Origin of the sequence: Escherichia sp. KS167_9B (genome assembly GCF_030295215.1) — a bacterium.
Lineage (GTDB): Bacteria > Pseudomonadota > Gammaproteobacteria > Enterobacterales > Enterobacteriaceae > Escherichia > Escherichia coli_F.
In genome coordinates this window covers 4,411,366-4,434,017 of sequence record NZ_AP025754.1, presented here as the reverse complement: position 1 = coordinate 4,434,017, position 22,652 = coordinate 4,411,366, and the positions used below count along the sequence as shown (strand labels likewise).

The 22,652-nt window shown below is 47.4% G+C and carries 13 protein-coding genes and 1 pseudogene; 5 read left to right on the top strand and 9 right to left on the bottom strand.

Annotation, left to right across the window (positions count from 1 at the left end; genetic code table 11):
* Positions 1 to 83: 83 nt before the first annotated feature.
* Both adeQ and QUE34_RS22125 read left to right on the top strand, forming a co-directional pair.
* The gene (gene adeQ / locus QUE34_RS22130; protein ID WP_024166224.1) at positions 84 to 1,418 is read left to right on the top strand and encodes an adenine permease AdeQ; all 1,335 of its coding nucleotides are present in this window, start codon (positions 84 to 86) and stop codon (positions 1,416 to 1,418) included.
* A gap of 52 nt (positions 1,419 to 1,470) precedes the next feature.
* Positions 1,471 to 1,923, top strand: a complete 453-nt coding sequence (locus tag QUE34_RS22125; protein ID WP_001353562.1) for a DUF1198 domain-containing protein — start codon at positions 1,471 to 1,473, stop codon at positions 1,921 to 1,923.
* 115 nt (positions 1,924 to 2,038) lie between these two features.
* Here the strand turns inward: QUE34_RS22125 and QUE34_RS22120 are convergent, their stop codons facing one another.
* Together QUE34_RS22120 and QUE34_RS22115 are read right to left on the bottom strand one after the other, a co-directional pair.
* A complete protein-coding gene (locus QUE34_RS22120) occupies positions 2,039 to 2,362 on the bottom strand; it encodes a helix-turn-helix domain-containing protein (protein ID WP_000125643.1) in 324 nt (107 codons plus the stop codon).
* Positions 2,346 to 2,699 (bottom strand): type II toxin-antitoxin system RelE/ParE family toxin, encoded by a 354-nt coding sequence (locus QUE34_RS22115; RefSeq protein WP_001521686.1) that lies wholly within the window; start codon positions 2,697 to 2,699, stop codon positions 2,346 to 2,348. The genes QUE34_RS22120 and QUE34_RS22115 overlap by 17 nt, the downstream gene beginning before the upstream one ends.
* Positions 2,700 to 2,932: 233 nt before the next feature.
* Between QUE34_RS22115 and nepI the strand changes: the two genes are divergently transcribed.
* Complete coding sequence (nepI, locus tag QUE34_RS22110) at positions 2,933 to 4,117, top strand: purine ribonucleoside efflux pump NepI (protein WP_032185504.1); 1,185 nt, start codon at positions 2,933 to 2,935, stop codon at positions 4,115 to 4,117.
* A 201-nt stretch (positions 4,118 to 4,318) separates the two neighbouring features.
* Positions 4,319 to 13,996, top strand: a complete 9,678-nt coding sequence (gene iatC, locus QUE34_RS22105) for an inverse autotransporter adhesin IatC (RefSeq protein WP_286338881.1) — start codon at positions 4,319 to 4,321, stop codon at positions 13,994 to 13,996.
* A gap of 51 nt (positions 13,997 to 14,047) precedes the next feature.
* Here iatC and eilA read toward each other — a convergent pair whose 3' ends face one another.
* The 7 genes and pseudogenes from eilA to yicS all read right to left on the bottom strand — a co-directional run bounded on the left by eilA (position 14,048) and on the right by yicS (position 21,625).
* Complete coding sequence (eilA, locus tag QUE34_RS22100; protein WP_103253756.1) at positions 14,048 to 15,745, bottom strand: HilA family transcriptional regulator EilA; 1,698 nt, start codon at positions 15,743 to 15,745, stop codon at positions 14,048 to 14,050.
* Between the two features lie 202 nt (positions 15,746 to 15,947).
* On the bottom strand, positions 15,948 to 17,297 hold the full coding sequence (locus QUE34_RS22095; protein ID WP_103253757.1) for an IpaD/SipD/SspD family type III secretion system needle tip protein: 1,350 nt from the start codon (positions 17,295 to 17,297) through the stop codon (positions 15,948 to 15,950).
* 43 nt (positions 17,298 to 17,340) lie between these two features.
* On the bottom strand, positions 17,341 to 18,492 hold the full coding sequence (locus QUE34_RS22090) for a hypothetical protein (RefSeq protein ID WP_103253758.1): 1,152 nt from the start codon (positions 18,490 to 18,492) through the stop codon (positions 17,341 to 17,343).
* Positions 18,493 to 18,504: 12 nt separating this feature from the next.
* Positions 18,505 to 20,285 (bottom strand): annotated as a pseudogene (locus QUE34_RS22085) (type III cell invasion protein SipB).
* 55 nt (positions 20,286 to 20,340) lie between these two features.
* Entirely contained in the window at positions 20,341 to 20,523 is a 183-nt protein-coding gene (locus tag QUE34_RS22080; RefSeq protein ID WP_103253760.1) for a hypothetical protein, read from the bottom strand.
* A 9-nt stretch (positions 20,524 to 20,532) separates the two neighbouring features.
* A complete protein-coding gene (locus QUE34_RS22075; RefSeq protein WP_286338880.1) occupies positions 20,533 to 21,030 on the bottom strand; it encodes a SycD/LcrH family type III secretion system chaperone in 498 nt (165 codons plus the stop codon).
* Positions 21,031 to 21,331: 301 nt separating this feature from the next.
* Positions 21,332 to 21,625: a protein YicS gene (yicS, locus tag QUE34_RS22070; RefSeq protein ID WP_001306625.1), complete on the bottom strand. Its 294-nt coding sequence runs from the start codon at positions 21,623 to 21,625 to the stop codon at positions 21,332 to 21,334.
* A 208-nt stretch (positions 21,626 to 21,833) separates the two neighbouring features.
* Here yicS and nlpA point away from each other — a divergent pair, with 208 nt between their 5' ends.
* Complete coding sequence (nlpA, locus tag QUE34_RS22065) at positions 21,834 to 22,652, top strand: lipoprotein NlpA (RefSeq protein ID WP_000779407.1); 819 nt, start codon at positions 21,834 to 21,836, stop codon at positions 22,650 to 22,652.

Sequence of the window (22,652 nt, the reverse complement as noted above, 5' to 3'; positions counted from 1 at the left end):
GAAATGTGATAATTATCACTGAACCGTTGTTGTCATTTGTTTTACAAAAGCAAGGGATTAAATCTCCTCCAATGGACAAAAAAATGAATAATGACAATACCGATTACGTGAGTAATGAATCAGGGACGCTTTCGCGATTATTTAAACTACCTCAGCATGGGACCACCGTCCGCACAGAATTGATTGCGGGGATGACCACTTTTTTAACCATGGTGTACATCGTTTTTGTGAACCCGCAAATCCTCGGCGCGGCACAAATGGACCCGAAAGTGGTGTTTGTTACCACCTGTTTGATTGCCGGTATCGGCAGTATTGCGATGGGGATATTTGCTAACTTACCCGTGGCGCTGGCTCCGGCAATGGGACTGAACGCCTTCTTTGCGTTCGTGGTCGTGGGGGCGATGGGTATCTCCTGGCAGACCGGGATGGGCGCAATATTCTGGGGCGCAATTGGGCTATTTTTGCTCACGCTGTTTCGCATCCGGTACTGGATGATCTCCAACATTCCATTAAGTTTACGTATTGGTATCACTAGCGGAATCGGATTATTTATCGCCTTAATGGGGTTAAAAAATACTGGTGTTATTGTCGCCAATAAAGACACCCTGGTGATGATTGGTGATTTAAGTTCTCACGGTGTGTTGTTAGGTATATTAGGGTTTTTTATTATAACCGTGTTGTCATCTCGTCATTTTCATGCCGCGGTGCTGGTCTCTATTGTGGTGACGTCTTGCTGTGGATTATTTTTCGGTGATGTTCATTTTAGCGGCGTCTATTCCATTCCGCCTGATATTAGCGGCGTCATTGGTGAAGTGGATTTGAGTGGCGCATTATCACTTGAACTCGCCGGTATCATTTTCTCCTTTATGCTGATCAACCTATTTGATTCATCAGGAACATTAATCGGTGTGACTGATAAAGCTGGCTTAATAGATAGTAACGGTAAATTCCCTAATATGAATAAGGCGCTGTATGTTGATAGCGTCAGTTCGGTGGCGGGCGCGTTTATCGGCACCTCGTCTGTTACCGCCTATATTGAAAGTACTTCTGGTGTGGCAGTTGGTGGTCGAACGGGGCTGACTGCGGTCGTGGTCGGCATTATGTTTCTGTTGGTTATGTTTTTCTCGCCGCTGGTGGCAATGGTCCCTCCTTACGCCACCGCCGGAGCGTTAATCTTTGTTGGCGTGCTGATGACCTCAAGCCTGGCGCGCGTTAACTGGGATGATTTTACCGAATCAGTACCTGCATTTATTACTACGGTGATGATGCCCTTTACTTTCTCGATCACCGAAGGGATTGCGCTTGGCTTTATGTCGTACTGCATCATGAAGGTGTGCACCGGGCGCTGGCGCGATCTGAACCTGTGTGTGGTGGTGGTTGCAGCTCTGTTTGCTCTGAAGATTATTTTGGTGGATTAGTAACTGGCGAGGGTTTCCAGATATCATGAGTTCTGATTACGCAGGAGAACTCATGATCTGGATAATGCTCGCTACGCTGGCGGTGGTGTTTGTAATTGGTTTTCGGGTGCTGACATCCGGGGCCAGAAAGGCGATTCGCCGTCTCAGCGATCGGCTGAATATTGATGTCGTACCCGTGGAGTCGATGGTTGATCAAATGGGAAAGTCAGCCGGTGAGGAATTTTTACGTTATTTGCATCGCCCGGATGAGTCGCACCTGCAAAACGCCGCGCAGGTGTTGCTCATCTGGCAAATTGTCATTGTCGATGGAAGCGAACAGAACCTGCTGCAATGGCATCGGATTTTACAAAAAGCCCGTCTTGCCGCGCCGATTACCGATGCTCAGGTCAGGCTGGCGCTGGGTTTTCTGCGCGAAACCGAACCTGAAATGCAGGATATTAATGCTTTTCAGATGCGCTATAACGCATTCTTTCAGCCTGCTGAGGGCGTTCACTGGCTGCATTAAAACCGTTTCGTCTTATTAGCCTACAGACCGCGCCTGAGCTGGTGGGTGGATAAGGCGTGCACGCCGCATCCGGCATCGGAACTGACAGTAGGTGAACGCATTATCTACGTTCTATTTACAGCAGCACCTCCAGCCCGTGTTTTTGCACAATGCTGAGCAGTTTTAATGAAATGCCATTGGGGCGTTTAGCGCCACTTTCCCATTTTTGTACAGTTGAAACGCTGGTATTGAGATAGTGAGCGAAGACGGGCTGACTCACTTTTAATTTTTCCCGCAGTGCTTTTATCTCAACAGGTTGTAAGTCTTGCACGCTGGTCAGGCAGGCTTTGTCAAAAGTACGCATCGTTTCGGCAGAAATAGCATCGACGCTGGACAATCCAGCAGCTGCGCTGTGAATAGCCTCAAATGCAGGACTTTTAAATTTAGTTTTTGCAGTCATAGCAGATCTCTGTCAGTTCTTTAGTGTTAATCATTGCTGTTAGTTGGGCTTTCGTCAGGAAGGCATAATGCTTTGCAAGTTCACGAAACCCAGCCAGTTCCTGACTATTGATGTTCGACATATCCTGTTTTGCATATAAAAACGTGTAAAACCAATTGCTTCCCCCTTTTGCCAGAATAATTGCACGCTCACGATTTTGGTGAAGGCGCTTTTTAAAAACGCCACCACCAAGTGCATCAGCTTTACCTTGCTCCGTTTCTAAAATGGCCCGGCACAACTCTTCATCTGTTATTGCATGAGACCTGGCTTCCCTTGCAAACCATTTGGTTTTAAACACGCGCATATCGTTGAGGTCCTGTTATTAAAGTATATCACCAAGTGCAATACTTTATCTCTTATTCCCAACCCAATCGCGAAAATGCATATCAGCTTGCCCTATGATTTTTATTTCTTCGAGCAGCCTCGAACTTTTCCCACAACACCGTAAAAGTTGCAAAAACGTTAAATGTGTCACACATTTCAATGTTAAAGTGGTCAGCTTTTCCTCTGAAACATGCCACGGGTAACACCATGAGTGAATTTATTGCCGAAAACCGCGGCGCGGATGCCATCATCCGACCGAACTGGTCCGCCGTTTTCTCGGTAGCGTTTTGCGTCGCCTGCCTGATTATCGTTGAGTTTTTGCCCGTCAGTTTGTTGACGCCAATGGCCCAGGATTTAGGTATTTCGGAAGGGGTTGCCGGGCAATCGGTGACCGTGACCGCCTTTGTGGCAATGTTTGCCAGTTTGTTTATTACCCAGACAATTCAGGCCACTGACCGCCGCTACGTTGTTATTTTGTTTGCCGTTTTGCTGACGCTCTCCTGCTTGCTGGTTTCCTTTGCCAACTCATTCAGTTTGCTTTTAATCGGTCGTGCCTGTCTGGGGTTGGCACTCGGCGGGTTCTGGGCGATGTCGGCGTCGCTGACCATGCGTCTGGTACCAGCGCGTACGGTGCCGAAGGCGCTGTCGGTGATTTTCGGCGCGGTTTCTATTGCGCTGGTGATAGCCGCGCCGTTGGGTAGCTTTTTAGGTGAGCTTATCGGTTGGCGCAATGTCTTTAATGCGGCGGCGGTGATGGGCGTGCTGTGTATTATCTGGATTATCAAATCATTGCCTTCGCTGCCTGGCGAACCCTCGCATCAGAAGCAAAATACTTTCCGCTTATTACAGCGTCCGGGCGTGATGGCCGGGATGATCGCCATCTTCATGTCTTTCGCCGGGCAGTTTGCTTTCTTCACGTATATTCGTCCAGTGTATATGAATCTCGCAGGATTCGGCGTGGATGGCTTAACGCTGGTGCTGTTGAGTTTTGGTATCGCCAGCTTTATCGGCACGTCGCTTTCGTCGTTCATTCTTAAACATTCGGTAAAACTGGCCTTAGCAGGTGCGCCGTTAATACTGGCTCTGAGTGCGTTGGTGCTGACGTTGTGGGGAAGCGATAAAATCGTGGCGACCGGCGTTGCGATTATCTGGGGGCTGACTTTTGCTTTAATTCCCGTTGGCTGGTCAACGTGGATCACTCGCTCACTGGCCGATCAGGCAGAAAAGGCTGGGTCTATTCAGGTGGCCGTTATTCAGCTTGCCAATACCTGCGGTGCGGCAATCGGCGGTTATGCGTTGGATAACATTGGTCTGACTTCGCCGCTGATGTTGTCCGGCACATTGATGTTGCTTACCGCGCTGTTAGTCACCGCAAAGGTGAAAATGAAGTAACGTATTTACAGGAGGGGTTACTGCTGTGGTGGGAACACTCTCCTGTTCTTCCCCTGATAACCATTGATCAGGCATTGTTCTTATCTTGTTGTTATTTCCATTCTTCCGCCTGTATTCATCATTTGCTAATCATGAATCATCATTTTCCCTCATGTTAAAGAAAGGTCATTTAATCTGAACGCATAGCGGCAGGGATGACAAATGACAGGGAAAGCGCATGGGAACGGTAATCGTTGGGGCGATAACAGCGTATGTGGATTGGGGGATCGTTTACGTCGTCTGACCGCCGGTCTTTGCCTGATAACGCAAACTATTTTCCCTGTTATAGCTGCTGCTCCTACGCATGTTAACCCTGCGCATTCGGATACTGCCGCGTCACTGATCCTGTCGAACGTTAAAACTATTCCATACACCTTGGGGGCGTTGGAATCGCCACCAACGGTCGCGGCACGCTTTGGTATTACCGTTGATGAATTACGTCGCCTGAATCAGTTCCGTACATTTGCGCGGGGCTTTGACAATGTGCGTCAGGGCGATGAGATAGATGTACCACTCATCAACAGTAACAGCCCTGAAGCGCGCACTCTGAAAGCAATGCAGATGGAGCGCGACGGTAAAGATCCACAAATGCAGGTCGCGGAAGTGGCGCAACAAAGTGGGACACTTTTAGCGCGCGATATGGACAGCGAACAGGCTGCGAGTATGGCGCGTGGCTGGGTGGCTTCTTCTGTGTCTGCGCAGGCGACAGACTGGCTCAGCCGCTGGGGAACTGCCCGGGTATCTCTGGGTGTTGATGAAGATTTCAGCCTTAAAAGCTCTTCATTTGAATTTCTCCATCCCTGGTACGAAACGCCAGATAACCTGGTCTTCAGCCAGCATGCACTCCACCGTACGGATGATCGCACTCAAACGAACCACGGTATCGGCTGGCGTTATTTCACATCGAGCTGGATGTCGGGCATAAACCTGTTTATCGATCATGACCTGAGCCGCTATCACACCCGAACCGGGATGGGCGTTGAATACTGGCGCGATTACCTGAAACTGAGCGGCAACGGTTATCTGCGCCTCAGTAACTGGCGTAGTGCACCGGAACTCGACAATGACTATGAAGCACGTCCGGCGAACGGGTGGGATCTTCGCGCCGAAGGCTGGTTACCGGCCTGGCCGCAGCTGGGCGGCAAGTTGGTCTATGAACAATATTATGGCGATGAAGTGGCGCTGTTTGGTAAAGACGAGCGACAAAATGATCCTCACGCGATTACCGCAGGTTTGAGTTACACCCCCGTTCCCCTGATCTCCTTTAGTGCCGAGCAACGGCAGGGCAAACAGGGAGAAAACGACACCCGAATTGGTATGGAGTTGACGTTGCAACCCGGTCATTCACTGCAAAAACAGCTCGATCCGGCTGAAGTTGCAGCACGACGCAGCCTTGCGGGCAGTCGCTATGACCTGGTCGATCGTAATAACAATATTGTCCTCGAATATCGCAAGAAAGAGCTGGTGCGGTTGACGCTGACCGATCCGCTGAAAGGCAAGCCGGGGGAGGTTAAATCGCTGGTTTCTTCCTTACAAACCAAATACGCGCTGAAAGGTTATGACATCGAAGCCGCTTCCTTGCAATCTGCGGGCGGGAAAGTTGCTGTTTCCGGCAAGGATATTCAGGTCACTATTCCACCCTACCGATTTACGGTAATGCCTGAAACCGACAACACTTACCCAATAACAGTTATAGCGGAAGATTCGAAAGGGAATTTCTCCCGGCGTGAAGAAAGTATGGTGGTTGTAGAAAAACCCACACTAAGCCTCGCTGATTCAACGCTTTCTGTCGATCTACAAATTCTGCTTGCGGATGGAAAATCAATCTCAACGCTGACCTATACCGCGCGAGATTCCAGCGGCAAGCCTATCCCGGGTATGACATTAAAAACCCATGCGAAAGGTTTGCAAGATTTCGCCCTAAGCGAATGGAAAGACAACGGTAACGGAACCTATACCCAGTTAGTTACCTCCGGGAAGACGTCAGGCGCGTTGTCGCTGATGCCACAATTTAACGGCGACGATGTTGCTAAAACACCAGCGCTGATTGCCATTGTGGCTAATATGGCATCCCGAGCGGACTCCATGATTGAAACAGACCAGAATAATTACGTCGCGGGTAAGCCGATAGGCGTAAAAGTGACCCTGAAAGATGAGAATGGCAACGGGGTTACCGGAAGAAAAGAACTTCTTAAACAGGCTGTTAAAGTAGACAACACGAAGACTGATGCTGTTAGTGCCTGGACGGAAGAAAGTGAGGGAGTTTACAAAGCAAACTATACGGCCCATCTCATTGGCGACAAATTAACGGCCCAGCTGACGATGCCCGGCTGGCAAACCAAGCATTCGGATGCGTTCAGTATTGCGGGTGATAAAGATACCGCCAAAATCGCTGCGATGCAGATCACCGCGAATAACGCAGTCGCCAGACGCGATCACAATACCGTCGCTGTGACGGTCAGGGACGTGCATCAAAATTTACTGCAGGGACAAAATGTTACCTTCACGGTCGTGAATGGTGCGGCGGTTTTTGCCGATCCAAATGGCGGTATTGTGACGACAGATAAAGACGGGATTGCCAGCGTTAACCTTGCCAGTGACCAGGCGGTAAACAGTCTTATCAAGGCCGAGATCAATGGCAGTAGTCAGTCTGTGGAAGTGAGCTTTATCACTGGCGATATCTCGCAGCTAACCTCCACCATCAAGACGGACGATGTGTCATACACCGCGGGTGGCAAGATAAAAGTGACAGTCACCCTTATGGATGAGCAGAAAAACCGGGTGACAGGGATGGCTTCGCTGCTGGCAGGTAGCGGCGTGGTCGAGGTGAGCGGTACAGATACAAATGAAACGGGTAACTGGAGCGAAGAGTCTGATGGCGTTTACACCACCACCCGAACCGCGAAGATTGCTGGCAATAGCCATTACGCCACGCTGAAACTATCGACATGGAGTAGCGTGCAGCAATCCGATGCGTATGTCATCCGCGAAAGCGGAGCTGTGCTGGCTTATTCCTCTATCGTTACCGACAAAACGACCTATACCGCAGGCGGTGCGATTAAAGTTACGGTAACGCTCAAGGATAGCTATGAAAACCTGGTCGGGGGGCAACGAGACGCTATCAGCCAGGCTATCCAGCTGCCAAATACAAAAGCGGAAAGCATTACCTGGAATGAAGATCAAAAAGGCATTTATACCGCAACGTATACCGCTTTACTTCCTGGCACCGGTTTAAAAGCACAGCTACAGATGTCCGGCTGGGCGAGCGCCCTGACTTCAAATGTTTACAGTATTAGTGGCGATGCCGCCAGCGCACAAATCGTCGCGATGCAAGTGACAACGGGTAGCCTGGATGTGCTGGCCAATGGTAGCGATCAACATACGGTGAATGTTCGGGTGGAAGATCAGTTTGGCAATGTGCTGCCAGAGCAGACCGTCACCTTTACGGTGACGAAGGGGGCGGCTGTATTTGCCAATGCAGGGCAGAGTGCAGACATCAGGACGGATGTGCATGGCATGGCAGAGGTTGATCTGAGCAGTACCGTAGCGGATGCCAGCACTGTTGAGGCTAAGGTCAATCAAAGCAGCGATAGTAAAACGGTGAACTTCGTTGCTGATGTCAGCACGGCGCGTATTGCTGATCTGGGGGTAACGCAGGATAACGCGGTGGCAGACGGCGCGACAGAGAACATGCTGTGGGTGAAAGTCACCGACGCGTTTGGCAATGCGCTGGGCGGACAGACGGTCAGCGTCTCAGCGGACAACGGGACAGCGGTTGCCGCGACGGTTATCACCGGGCCGGACGGCACGGCGATAATCACCGTCACCAGCCAGATCGCCGGAGCCAGTACGGTCACTGCCAGCATCAACAACAGCAGTCTGAGTCAGAATGTGACATTTATCCCCGATATCAGCACCGCGAAGATCGCGGATCTGGTGGTCATTAAGGACGGCTCAGTGGCAGACGGTTCGACGGCGAACACGCTGCGGGTGAAAGTCACCGACGCGTTCGGCAATGCGCTGGCCGGACAGACGGTCAGCGTCTCAGCGGACAACGGGGCAGCGGTTGCCGCGACGGTTATCACCGGGCCGGACGGCACTGTGGAAACCTCCGTCACCAGCCAGACGGCGGGCATCAGTACGGTCACTGCCAGCATCAACAACAGCAGTCTGAGTCAGAATGTGACATTTATCCCGGATGTCAGCACCGCGAAGATCGCGGATCTGGTGGTCATTAAGGACGGCTCAGTGGCAGACGGTTCGACGGCGAACACGCTGCGGGTGAAAGTCACCGACGCGTTCGGCAATGCGCTGGCCGGACAGACGGTCAGCGTCTCAGCGGACAACGGGGCAGCGGTTGCCGCGACGGTTATCACCGGGCCGGACGGCACCGTGGAAATCTCCGTCACCAGCCAGACGGCGGGCATCAGTACAGTTACCGCAACCATCAACAACAGCACTCTGAGCCAGAACGTGACGTTTATTGCTGATGTCAGCACGGCGAAGATCGCGGTGCTGGAAGTGACGCAGGATTACGCCGTGGCAGATGGTTCGACGGCGAACACGCTGCGGGCGAGGGTGACCGATGCGTTCGGTAATACGCTTGCCGGGCAGACGGTCAGCGTGTTGGCGGATAACGGCGCAACGGTCGCTCCGACTGTCATCACAGGGCAGGACGGCACGGTGGAAATCAGTGTCACCAGCCAGACGGCGGGCAGCAGTGCGGTCACCGCCAGTATCAACAGCAGCAGTCAGAGCCGGGACGTGACGTTTATCGCGGATGTCAGGACGGCGAAGATCGCTGATCTGGTGGTCACCCGGGATAACTCAGTGGCTGACGGCGCAATGGCGAACACGCTGCGGGTGAGGGTGACGGATGCGTTCGGTAATGTGCTTGCCGGGCAGACGGTCAGCGTGTTGGCAGGCAACGGTGCCACGACTGCTCCGACGGTCACCACGCAGCCGGACGGCACGGCGGAGATCTCTGTCACCAGCCAGACCGCCGGAATCAGTGCGGTCACTGCCAGCATTAACAGCAGCAGCCAGAGCCGGAACGTCACGTTTATCGCCGATGTCAGGACGGCGCAGATCGCGAGTCTGGAGGTGACGCAGGATAACGCCGTGGCTGACGGCGCAATGGCGAACACGCTGCGGGTGAGGGTGACGGATGCGTTCGGTAATGTGCTTGCCGGGCAGACGGTCAGCGTGACGGCAGACAACAGCGCAACGGTCACTCCGACGGTCACCACACAGCCGGACGGCACGGCGGAGATCTCTGTCACCAGCCAGACCGCCGGAACCAGTGTGATCACCGCCAGCGTCAACAACAGCAGCCAGAGCCGGAACGTGACGTTTATTGCGGATGTCAGCACGGCGCAGATCGCGGATCTGGTGGTCACCCGGGATAACGCGGTGGCAGACGGCGCGACGGCGAACACGCTGCAGGTGAAGGTGACCGATGCGTTCGGGAATGCGCTGGGCGGACAGACGGTCAGCGTGACGGCAGGCAACGGCGCAACGGTTGCTCCGACGGTGATTACAGAGCCGGACGGCACGGTGGAGATCAGTGTCACCAGTCAGACGGCGGGAGCCAGTACTGTCACTGCCAGCATCAACAGCAGCAGCCTGAGCCGGAACGTGACGTTTGTCGCGGATGTCAGGACGGTGAAGATAGCGGATCTGGTCGTTAGCCAGGATAACGCGGTGGCAGACGGCGCGACGGCGAACACGCTGCAGGTGAAGGTGACCGATGCGTTCGGGAATGCGCTGGGCGGACAGACGGTCAGCGTGACGGCAGGCAACGGCGCAACGGTTGCTCCGACGGTGATTACAGAGCCGGACGGCACGGTGGAGATCAGTGTCACCAGTCAGACGGCGGGAGCCAGTACTGTCACTGTCAGCATCAACAGCAGTACCGCGAGCCGGAACGTCACGTTTATCGCCGATGTCAGCACGGCGCAGATCGCGAGTCTGGAGGTGACGCAGGATAACTCAGTGGCTGACGGCGCAATGGCGAACACGCTGCGGGTGAAGGTCACCGATGCTAACGGGAATGCACTTGCCGGGCAGACGGTCAGCGTCTCAGCGGACAACGGGGCAGCGGTTGCCGCGACGGTTATCACCGGGCCGGACGGCGCGGCAATAATCACCGTCACCAGCCAGACCGCCGGAGCCAGTACGGTCACTGCCAGCATCAGCAACAGCACTCTGAACCAGAACGTGACGTTTATTGCTGATGTCAGCACGGCGAAGATCGCGGATCTGGTGGTTATTAAGGACGGCTCAGTGGCTGACGGCGCAATGGCGAACACGCTGCGGGTGAAGGTCACCGATGCTAACGGGAATGCACTTGCCGGGCAGACGGTCAGCGTCTCAGCGGACAACGGCGCAACGGTTGCTCCGACGATGACCACAAAGCCGGACGGGACGGTGGAGATCAGTGTCACCAGCCAGACGGCGGGCACCAGTGCCGTCACTGCAACCATCAACAGCAGCAGCCAGAGCCGGGACGTGACGTTTATCGCCGATGTCAGGACGGCGAAGATCGCTGATCTGGTGGTCATTAAGGACGGCTCAGTGGCAGATGGTGCGATGGCGAACACGCTGCGGGTGAAAGTCACCGACGCGTTCGGCAATGCGCTGGCCGGACAGACGGTCAGCGTCTCAGCGGACAACGGGGCAGCGGTTGCCGCGACGGTTATCACCGGGCCGGACGGCACCGTGGAAATCTCCGTCACCAGCCAGACGGCGGGCATCAGTACAGTTACCGCAACCATCAACAACAGCACTCTGAGCCAGAACGTGACGTTTATTGCTGATGTCAGCACGGCGAAGATCGCGGATCTGGTGGTCATCAAGGACGGCTCAGTGGCAGATGGTGCGATGGCGAACACGCTGCGGGTGAAAGTCACCGACGCGTTCGGCAATGCGCTGGCCGGACAGACGGTCAGCGTCTCAGCGGACAACGGGGCAGCGGTTGCCGCGACGGTTATCACCGGGCCGGACGGCACCGTGGAAATCTCCGTCACCAGCCAGACGGCGGGCATCAGTACAGTTACCGCAACCATCAACAACAGCACTCTGAGCCAGAACGTGACGTTTATTGCTGATGTCAGCACGGCGAAGATCGCGGATCTGGTGGTCATCAAGGACGGCTCAGTGGCAGATGGTGCGATGGCGAACACGCTGCGGGTGAAAGTCACCGACGCGTTCGGCAATGCGCTGGCCGGACAGACGGTCAGCGTCTCAGCGGACAACGGGGCAGCGGTTGCCGCGACGGTTATCACCGGGCCGGACGGCACGGCGATAATCACCGTCACCAGCCAGATCGCCGGAGCCAGTATGGTCACTGCCAGCATCAACAACAGCAGTCTGAGTCAGAATGTGACATTTATCCCGGATGTCAGCACCGCGAAGATCGCGGATCTGGTGGTCATTAAGGACGGCTCAGTGGCAGATGGCGCGATGGCGAACACGCTGCGGGTGAAAGTCACCGACGCGTTCGGCAATGCGCTGGCCGGACAGACAGTCAGCGTGTTGGCGGACAACGGTGCAACGGTTGCCCCGACGGTCACCACGCAGCCGGACGGCACGGTGGAGATCAGTGTCACCAGCCAGACGGCGGGCACCAGTGCGGTCACCGCCAGCATCAACAGCAGCAGCCTGAGCCAGAACCTCACCTTTGTACCGGGTGATGCATCGCAGCTCACTTCAACCGTTGAAACAAATAAGTCGAACTATACGGTTGGAGAGACAATCACCATCACGGTAACGCTCCGGGATGTGTTCGATAATCTGGTAACCGGTGCAGCTTCACAGTTAGCCGCTAATGGTGTGCTTACGGTGGCTGGCACCGACCCGTCAGAAACGGGAAGCTGGGTTGAATCAGGTGGCGTGTATACCACAACCCGTATGGCGACGATTGCCAGTACCAATCAGCACGCCAACCTGCAATTGCAGACGTGGAGTGATGGTGTAACGTCAGATCGCTATGACATACAGTCCGGTTCTCCGGCGCAAGCCACATCAACTATCGCTACGGATAAAAACGCCTACACCGCTGGCGACACTATAACCGTCGCCGTGACGCTGAAAGACGCGCACGGTAACCTGGTTGAGGGGGGCGAGTCCTTACTGTCTGGCGATAACGTCGCAGTGGAAGGAGCCGTACGTTCAGGAGGATGGTCTGAAACCGCCGGTGTTTATACTGCTACATGGTCGGCGCAAATGGCGGGAGACTCTCACCACGCGACGTTGACGTTGTCTGAATGGGGCAGCAGTAAACAATCAGAGAGTTATTCCATCCACAGTGGTGCTCCGGTGCAAACAAATTCAGCCATCAGGACAGATAAAACGACATATATCGCCGGGGAGTCATTAACTGTCACAGTAACGTTGCGGGATGAGTTTGGTAACCCGGCTTTAGGGCTGACATCAGGAGTTATCGAATCATATATCGATAATTTTACGGTGGGCGGCGCAGTCCCCGATTCGATGCAATGGGTCGAACAGAATAATGGTGAATATACCATGATCTGGACAGCATGGTTTGCCGAGAAAAATTTGGTTGCCAGTCTGAAATTAAAAACATGGGCAACGGAGATTAATTCCGCGCTATACGGGATACAACCAGGTGCAGCAGCAAAAACTCAGTCCACGATTATCACGGACAAAACGGTATATATCGCTGGGGAGAGCATAACGGTGACTGTTGTACTTAGTGATGCTCAGGGTAACTTTATTACTGATGGTGTCGCTCAGCTTAATGAGGAAAACGTAAAAGTCAGGAATGCAGATCCTATCCAGAGCAATAATTGGATATACAACGGCAATGGGCAATATCAAAGACAGTATATGGCGCATTTCGCGGAAGTGAATTTGAATGCACAACTGAAGATGGTTGGTTGGAGCGATGCCAATTATTCAAATAATTATACTATTAAACCGGGTGAAGCGAGTCCACTTAGTTCACAGCTTCGTATACGAGAAGATGCTGTGGTTGTTGGGGCGGATTTACCTGTCAGTGTTTTATTAGCTGATGATTTTGGCAACCCGTTGGATAACGGTCTGGATGTGCTGGATGATGCAGTGTACTTACAAAATGTGGAGAAGAAAGAAGGGGCTAAATGGATATATTTGGGTGATGGCATATATGAGCGTACCTATATGGCCTACAAAGAAGGAGAGAACTTAAATTCATTTCTGCAGATTAAGGGTTGGCGTGTAAACGGGCAACCTTCCTATACCATCCTTCCTTTTGTGGCAGTCGATTCACTGAGTGTGAATGGTGCAATATTCAGGGCGACAGATGGTTTTCCTGAAACAGGATTTGATGGGGCTAAATTCACCTTAGTATTAACCCATAATATGAAGAATACAGATTATGATTGGACGGCAGGCATCTATGGTATTAATGTTAACAATAATGGAGAAGTCACAATAAGTCTGCCCCTAAATAGTGAAATCACTATTACCGGGAAACCAAAAGACGGTAAAGGGAATAATGTTGTATTCAAATTCAAGATGAAAAAATGGTTTACTAGTTTAGGTGCTGCCAGTAATAACACTTGGGATATTATAAATGCATCATGCAATAGCTATGGACAAGTGGCGTCATCTTTAGAATTAGCGCAGCGACCAAGTAGTGGTGTAGTTCCACGAAAAGTAGGTACGTTGTGGGGAGAATATGGTAATTTGAAAGCTTATGGCAGTACATTTAGCAGTACGGATTACTGGACAAGTACTGTACTTATAGGGGTTCACGAGAAATTCAATCCTGAAACTGGTATATCAACACCAGGATCAGGAAAGTCTTCTGGTTTGTGTGTGAGATATTTTTAACGAAATAACTACTAAATTGCCCTGCATCAGCAGGGCAATTTATATTCGTTATTACGCAGAAGTACGCATCACACCAATAGTATTAAATTCGTTTTTCACACTGAGCAAACGGGGGTCATGAAGCAAAACATTTGACCATAAATCATTCTCTTTAATTAATTGTTGCCAGCGCTTTTCATATTCTTTCTTACCATAAACAGTGTAAATTAACGGCAAGATCACACCATTGATTTTGTTAGTGTTAATATTTGCTAGTAACTTCATAATGTCATTTTTTATAGATGCGCCATAGATCAGAAACTTCGTATAAAGCGAGTTAACACAGGTGTAATCAAGACCATGTTCAGGCTCAAGTTTAAGCAATAAACTTTTGGCTTTGTCATTATGTCCTTTCAGTGCCATGAACATAGCCAGAATAGAGGTAATAATTGGATTGTTACAGGTGTTTTGACTGTTAAGATTTAATGCAAAAGATATCGCGTTATCGAGGGGGGATGTGTAATAAAGTATAATTAATTTAAGAATGCTTATGCCCATTTTATTGGGTTCAAGAGCAATGCTTTTTTCTATTAGATTAAATGCTCTTGCAAGGTCACCGTTCAAAAAGCATAGCAGAGACTGATAATAATAAACGTCTGGCGAATTAGGTTTGAGTAAATGTGCTTGCTTAAATAGCACATTAGACACTGAATCTTCATCTTTTAGCCCACTGATTAAACCCAGTAAACCCAATGCCTGAGAATTTGAAGGGTTAATTTCAAGAGCCTTTTCAATGGAGGTTACTGCCGTAGTTATTGCTTGTTTTTGTTCACTGAGTCCAAGGAGTGCTAATGATATATGGCATTCCGCCAGGCAACAGTAGGGCAAGGTATTTTGCGGTTGCGTACTCACACAATCTCTAAATATTACTAATGCTCGTTTCAAACTCTCTGGTGTATAACGATACATTTCCATTCTGCCATTCATATACATAACAGCAGAATCCAGAGATGGCATTTGTTGTGTATTAATAGATTTAAAATTAATATTGGGTATTTTTTCAATAAGAATATTAATTACTTGTGATAATAATACGGAAAGAGGATTATCGGGGTTGAAATCAATACTTTGATGATCAATCAATTTATGTGTTCTGGCATGGATTAATTCAATAAATAAACGCCAGTTTTTACCATAGTGAACGACCTGACCCATAATATAATATTCTGGACCTGTTTTATTGATAAACTGATGGATAGTGGAGAAATCACTGGCCTCATTTGTTACCGATGCGGGTAAAATATCTAAACCACAAAAAGCATATTTTGAAAGGCCTTGGACAAGTTCGTAATGGAGTTTTAGAACATTGATCGAACCTTCAGTACGAAAGGGAAAAACAGCAAGAGTGGTAGTCGACTTTACCGGTTCATTATCGGTTACAATCACAATGGGTACAGTAAAACGGTATCCACGACCATAGACCGTTTCGATATACTTACACTGTTTATTCTCATGCAAAAGTTTGCGCAATGCATAAATACACCGTGTTAAAGATTCATCACTGGCAACACTTGCGCTCCAGACCTTATCAATAATCTCTTCTTTGCTAACAATTTCACCGTCAGCATTAAGCAATAGAATAATAACGCCAAGTTCTTTCGGGGGAATATGATATTCTTTGTTTTTGAATAATAATATTCCATTGTTTTTTAATACAAAGTCGCCAAATATATATTGTTGTGTATTATTTTTTCCATGTTGCAGTTGCATAGAACGCTCCTTCCGTTTTCTCTATTCATAGTATTAATTTGATCAATATAAAATAAAGTATTGGCAGAATTGCTCTATCAAAAAACGCTCATTTTGTAAGATTGTGATGAAGAAATGAATGAAAGCTGATGCTTAATAATATGAAACGCTGGTCCCATTTTACGAGACCAGATAGTGGACTATAATATTTGGCGTTACTTAATCAGAAACGTAAATAATCTTTCGCTGAATCAAATAATGCTGTAATGGTTGACGATAATAATTTTATAATCGTATCGTAGGTGGAGTTGGCTGTGCTGTATTTAGTCGTGATAACCTGTACATCGGTTTTCATGTTTTCTGCTTGCCCATTATAACCCGCTAACCATGCCTGGTATTCAGCTGTGCTTATTTCATAACCGGTGAATTCTTTAGATATATTTTTTTCCTTCCCTTTATTATCCCTGTGCACCATTGAATCTGAAGATTGACTCATACTGTCAATAATCTGAGGGTTGGGAATAATAACATATAAACCGCTACCTTGTGGTTCAACTTCAACAATCGGAGAAGGTGTGCGGTGTTTGGGATCGGGTGGAATTACCGGAAGTCCTAAAGCGGCGCACCATTTTTCTGCTTCTTCTAGTGGTACACCAATTTTGTCAGCAGGTGCCGGAGGGTATAAAACATAGTCTGGATTGTAATGATAGTGGAAATCACCATTAGGATATTTATCGATATAATAAAAATGCATCAAGGCTTTTTGGAATGCATTGACGTCAAAAACTATCGCATCGCCTTTTTTATTAGAGTGAGTCCATTTTCCCATATTGCTTTGGATATGTTCACTGAAGTCCTGCCAGTATGCGCTCATTATCTCAACGCTATTCGCATAAATTTCGAGGTAGTCGCTACCGAGCACACTCATCAAATCAGCAATATCACTGCATATATATTTATCACTTTTAAATTCGTTTGAACTACTAGCCGTTAAAGTACTGCTGGTTGCTGAACTTCTCATTTCAGGCACAGAACTATCTAAAGAAGCGATAGCGTGAGTTAAGGTTCCTTTGGTCATTGCCATTGCACTTGACCCGGTTGTGTTGTGAGCAACGTTAGCCAGGGTTTTTCTCACAGAGTTATGCAGGGTCAATATTTTATCGGGATCCTTTAATTTTCCGTCAATAGTATTAACATTTTCTGTAAGATGCAGAACGTTTTTTATCAGCAAATAACTTTCGTGTAAAAGTGCAGATCCTTGCTCTGACAGGTTTTCAGCAGGGAAATTTCTGAGCAAGTTTTTAACGAAGTTAAGTTGTATGTCATGCTGGCATTTCCAGTCTTCATTTCGCGGGCTACGTTCACTGACTAAAGTTGATAGTTTTTCAACATCTTTCTTGAGCATAGCGCCAATATTATTATCCTTACTGGCGCTGTTATACAAATTACCCTCGCTTTTGCGGTTTTCCAGTTGATGAGGCTCCTCACTTTGCGAGGATGCCTCTTTAAGAGGAATGTTTGCATTCTGCTGACGTAAAATATCTATATTTAAATTATTATCTTTATTAATCATGTGTCATTCCTCCTTAAATATAATTAACTATTATTGCAATAATTTATGAGCGAATGCCTTGAACGATAGCACTATCAGTATCAATAATGGTTTGTATTATTTGCTGTAATAAATTGAGTGCCTGATCTCTTCCTTGAACATCACGATTAATTTGATCCAGATAGCTACTCATAACTGAATGCAAAACATTTTTAGCTTGCTCAACAATTTCTTTTTCTGCATGAGTAGTACTTTCTAGAATTCTAAGTGATGCTTGAGTTGATTGATTAACAAGCTGTGAAAGTACATCTGCTTTACCTATAGTAAAATATTTATTATATCTTTTGTTATGTTTTATACTAATACGCTCGTTTTTATCTCTAATCTTTTCTTCCGTAGTTTCTTTTTCTTTATCGTAATATTTCAGGGTCTCTTCTTTTTGTTCTTCATCAAGTGTTGTATCTTTCGTTGTTGTTTTTATTTCTTCATCTATTTGCTTGAGATAAGCTTGTTGATCTTGAACTTCCCTTTTTAATCCTCGCTGTGTTTTATCATCAGTTCCACTGATAGTGTGCTTCTGATCAGGTGTAAGGGTTTGCATCTTTTCGGGAGGGCTTCTGAAATTTGCTACAACAGATGCTGCAGCTCCGGCTGCGCCAACTGTTGACCCGGCAAGAACACCAGCCGAACTTGCCATTGTAGCGTGTACGGTTTCTGTTTTCTGATACTGGACAAGTTGTTCAAAAACGTTGCTCATAATAGCCTCAGACATAGCAGAGGCTTTATACATTGATGTGAATACCCTTAAAAATTCCTCCATAACAGCCTGTTGTCGCATGGTCAAATTATCTAGCATATCAAGGATATTATATTTAGATATTTTAATAGAACTCTGTTCTGCAGAACTGCTGGATTGACTGGATGAAATTGTAGCTTGGTCAAGGTCACCCCTCAAATTATCTAGCGTACTCCTTGAGTAATTAAGATTATCCAATAGTTTTACTCTTAGTTCCGGACAGACTTCTCTGTCTGTATTTTTTAATATTATAAACTGAGAGCTTATGTCATGATTAATATCTTTAAGGTTATAGTATTGCACAATTTTATTATCATTTGGTATGTTGTTTTTTTTACTATAATCTCTATCAAAGATTGTTTTATCAAGACTGTTAATATTAGATGTGCTGGACGCATTTTTAATTTCATAGGTGGCCATGTTAAAACCCTCTTATACGATAGAATGGGAAGCAAATTTTAAGGCTTCAGTTCGGTGTTGTAATACTCGTACCATCTGGCTTACCTCTTGTTCGACGGTTTTATCCACCCTTTGCAATACTGAAAGCATTTGTTCACGCGTTTTTGATAGATTACTCATGTCCTGTTGTAAAATTGCCATGTCGGCAGAGTTTCCAGCAACAAAACAATTCATCGTCGATGTTGCTATTGCACAGATGAGTAAGCCTATTTTCTCCAGGCCATTACTTATTTTGGCAATCAACTTCAACACTACGGCTGATGTTTGTAGCACGCTGCATACGCTGTCTAATACCTTTATAATATTTTTTGAAACTGAATTAATAATTGATTCAATGGTTGATTTTATAGTGCTTGTTATTTCTTTGGTGACTTCTTCGGCGGCTGTTTTTGATAATGCAGAAACAACGGCCCCTATTGCTACAGAACATATTACAGCTGCACCAATCATTACTGTCGCCATGACAATAGAAGCGGCTGCACTTGCGTAAATACTTTTAACCAGTTCAATCGTATCTTGATCGACACCAATAACGTCCAGAAGCGCGGTGATTGCGAGCAGAGTGGGATCAACTGTTTTAATCGCAGCCGAAAGACCTTCTACAACTTTCCCTAAAATCCAGCCGGTAGCCGTGGTGCCCAGAGCGATTTGACAAGTGATATCTACACCTAATACTACTGCGCCCGCTATTCCTCCAATAAGTGCCAATGCACCCGCAATACTTGAACCACCACTTGGAACTGCAGCAAGAAGACCAACAACAATTAAGACTGCGCTTACGGCAAAGGTAACTACAGTTACACACTCATTAACTATTTTTAAAACTTTAGTCGTGGTAGTATATTTATGTGCTGTTTCATTGAGTTTATTTTCCCTGACATGGTTAATCTCTTTCATTACCTCAGATTGATTTTTAATAGATTCGCAATTGGTGTCCCCAATAACTTCCATTACTGAGGTAATCAATAGAATAAATGTGGCTGTCGCGTTTCTGTTTTTCTGGTTTTCCTGGGTCAAGCAAATATTGGTGGTGAAGTTATTATTCTGTTCTTGCTGTTGAATTTCGTCAAAAATTTCCATACTTTTGCCGATCGCAGCGTCAGCATCCATAATGGCTGTATTTAATGATTTCTCAGCTAACGATTTTTTTGTAACGACAGCGTGAGTGTTTTTTCAGCCGCGTTTTTTTGCGTCAGTACTTTATTGTATTGTGGATCGTCTGGTTGCAGTTGCGACAACTCTTGATCCAATGTGTTGACTTTTTTTTCCAGCGATTGCACTCTTTTATCGACTGCATTGTAATTATTGTTGGCCTGATGCAGATTATCGTTGGCTTTTTGCGCTGAATCTAATGACGAGGTGTAGGCGTCGCTTAATTCACGAAACTTATTATGTGCCATTTCGTGTCGAAGCAGGGTGTTGTCCAGGTTATTATGCAAGCGTGTAGTAATATCCTGATCGGCAATGCCTGATAAATTACCCAAAATCATCGTCAGGCGGGCATCATTCGTCTTTGCTGCAGTGGCGTTATCAGAATCGGAAACCTGCATTGCAGGTAGAGCAAGCATAGGTTTGTTTTCAAGACGAGCGCGAATATCGTTATCAAGGGACTTCGGGTTTTTATTAAGCCGCATGGGATCAACTTGCGTTTTGCTGCTGTCCTGCAGTCTTTTTTCCTCATCGCTATATTGTGTACGCAATGTTTCGCTGGTTTGTTCAAACGTGATCGTCTGTCCCGTAATCGGTGCCGACATAATTCACCTCCTTTTTAATCTATCATCTGGCTTAATTAACTGTTTATTATTTAACTCATGGCAGATGTTTATTTCCATCTAAAATGGCATCAACGGGAAAATAAGCAATGTGTTTATTGTTATTCTTCTCATTTATTTTATTGGCATGGTTGTTTTTTAAATCAATTGTTGCTTCCTCTTTATATTTCTTGGTTGCTTCTTCAGGCGTAAAAGGAGATTTTTTTACGTTTATGTTCATTTTGCCGACTCACTCTGTTTGAACTTCCTCTTCGGAATTGGCTGTCAAGAGTTCAAGATAAGCATTAGCCATCTCTTTAACTTTTTCATTTTGACTGTAGGTTACGACTGTATTAAATAACTCCGTGGCCATTTTAATGTTTTTTAAGCCCATCTGGCATTGGCCCATATAATAAACCAAAGAGAAATCGTTATCGGGAGATAGCATCAAACAGATATGATACATGTCGAATGCCTTTTGATATTCTTTCTTCAACTGACAGACGGCGGCATATCCCTTTAAATAATTATAATTTTGGAAATCATAAATACAGAGAAATTTAAAAAAGAGTTCAGCTTCGTCAAGTCTTCCTTTTTCATAAAAGTTATAAGCGTAAGCATAAACGCCTTCAAGGGTATCCGGGGTTATGCTATGCAGTTCTGCAAGCGTTGCTCCCATACCTAGTGCACGTTCGAACTTACTGGCAATTTCTTTATTTTCTTCTAAATCCAGATTTGCGCTTTCCATCTCTACTCTCTCCTTTCGAACATTCTTTGTTCAGACTTCACCATTTTTTAGAGGGTGGTGATATCAAAATTCGCTCATTTTTATACCCATCCGTTGGACTTCCTTTTCTGCATTAAAAACAAGTATTGTTTCAATGAGATAAGATTTTCTATGTGATGAAATGAAAATAATGTAGAGGGAATTTTATCCACAATCCTGATGAACGGGTTCAATTTTGATTGGAATTTGAAAAAGCAGGTGATTTACTGATGTGCGAGCGTACGTCAGTGGCTGCTGGCCTGAGCGCGGAGGTGTGCGAAATTCACATATCCGGGCATTCCACCTTACCCAGCGCTTCCCAGTAGTTATTCTGATTATTACGCTCCATCGCCACAATAGCTTCGCGGATATGTTGTTTGTTACTCTCATCAGACAACATTAATTTTTCCCACGCTTCGTCTGATAATGACGCCTGTGGCGTGCAAATTTTACGTAAATCTTGCAATACCGTGGTCTTTTCTTTTGCCGACTGTAGAGAACTGAATGGCGACTCGGCCTGAGAAATGGCTGGGAAAGTCAGGAATACGGTAATCATGAGTAGCATCGTTGGCTTCATAGCTGCAACCTTCTGCAAATGTGCATCGAATGAAGCATAAGTGTAGTTTGCTTTTGCGGCTCTCATCATGCTGTACGAAAGGTGTTTGCGTGGTCAGTAAGAAGTGCCAGTTTTATATACCTTTTTCTTCTATTCGATAGCTTTTCGTTTTTTAAATCGTAGTGATCTTGCCATTATAGTCAGGTAACGATTAAAAAAAGGATAAAAAATGAAACTGACAACACATCATCTACGGGCGGGGGCCGCATTATTACTGGCAGGAATTCTGCTGGCAGGTTGCGACCAGAGCAGCAGCGATGAAAAGCACATTAAAGTGGGCGTTATTAATGGCGCAGAACAAGATGTCGCGGAAGTCGCTAAAAAGGTGGCAAAAGAGAAATATGGCCTCGATGTTGAACTGGTAGGATTTAGCGGTTCGTTGCTACCGAACGATGCGACAAATCATGGCGAGCTTGATGCGAACGTCTTCCAGCATCGACCCTTTCTTGAACAAGATAATCAGGCGCATGGTTATAAACTGGTAGCGGTGGGAAATACGTTTGTCTTCCCCATGGCGGGTTATTCCAAAAAAATCAAAACCGTGGCGCAAATAAAAGAAGGCGCGACAGTGGCGATCCCCAACGACCCGACCAACCTTGGTCGCGCGCTTTTACTGTTGCAAAAAGAGAAGCTAATTACTCTGAAAGAGGGAAAAGGGTTACTACCTACCGCGCTGGATATAACCGAGAATCCTCGTCATTTGCAGATTATGGAACTCGAGGGGGCGCAGCTCCCGCGCGTACTGGATGATCCCAAAGTTGATGTGGCGATTATCAGCACCACTTACATTCAGCAGACCGGGCTTTCTCCGGTGCACGACAGCGTATTTATTGAAGATAAGAATTCGCCGTATGTGAATATTCTGGTGGCACGGGAAGATAATAAGAATGCAGAAAACGTGAAGGAATTTCTGCAATCTTATCAATCGCCCGAAGTCGCTAAAGCGGCAGAAACCATCTTTAACGGTGGCGCGGTGCCTGGCTGGTAA

Excerpts from the sequence above, each read along its gene's own strand:
- adeQ (WP_024166224.1), top strand. The coding sequence starts at position 84 with ATGAATAATGACAATACCGATTACGTGAGTAATGAATCAGGGACGCTT.
- QUE34_RS22125 (WP_001353562.1), top strand. The coding sequence starts at position 1,471 with ATGATCTGGATAATGCTCGCTACGCTGGCGGTGGTGTTTGTAATTGGT.
- QUE34_RS22120 (WP_000125643.1), bottom strand. The coding sequence starts at position 2,362 with ATGACTGCAAAAACTAAATTTAAAAGTCCTGCATTTGAGGCTATTCAC.
- nepI (WP_032185504.1), top strand. The coding sequence starts at position 2,933 with ATGAGTGAATTTATTGCCGAAAACCGCGGCGCGGATGCCATCATCCGA.
- iatC (WP_286338881.1), top strand. The coding sequence starts at position 4,319 with ATGACAGGGAAAGCGCATGGGAACGGTAATCGTTGGGGCGATAACAGC.
- eilA (WP_103253756.1), bottom strand. The coding sequence starts at position 15,745 with ATGCAACTGCAACATGGAAAAAATAATACACAACAATATATATTTGGC.
- QUE34_RS22095 (WP_103253757.1), bottom strand. The coding sequence starts at position 17,297 with ATGATTAATAAAGATAATAATTTAAATATAGATATTTTACGTCAGCAG.
- QUE34_RS22090 (WP_103253758.1), bottom strand. The coding sequence starts at position 18,492 with ATGGCCACCTATGAAATTAAAAATGCGTCCAGCACATCTAATATTAAC.
- QUE34_RS22080 (WP_103253760.1), bottom strand. The coding sequence starts at position 20,523 with ATGAACATAAACGTAAAAAAATCTCCTTTTACGCCTGAAGAAGCAACC.
- QUE34_RS22075 (WP_286338880.1), bottom strand. The coding sequence starts at position 21,030 with ATGGAAAGCGCAAATCTGGATTTAGAAGAAAATAAAGAAATTGCCAGT.
- yicS (WP_001306625.1), bottom strand. The coding sequence starts at position 21,625 with ATGAAGCCAACGATGCTACTCATGATTACCGTATTCCTGACTTTCCCA.
- nlpA (WP_000779407.1), top strand. The coding sequence starts at position 21,834 with ATGAAACTGACAACACATCATCTACGGGCGGGGGCCGCATTATTACTG.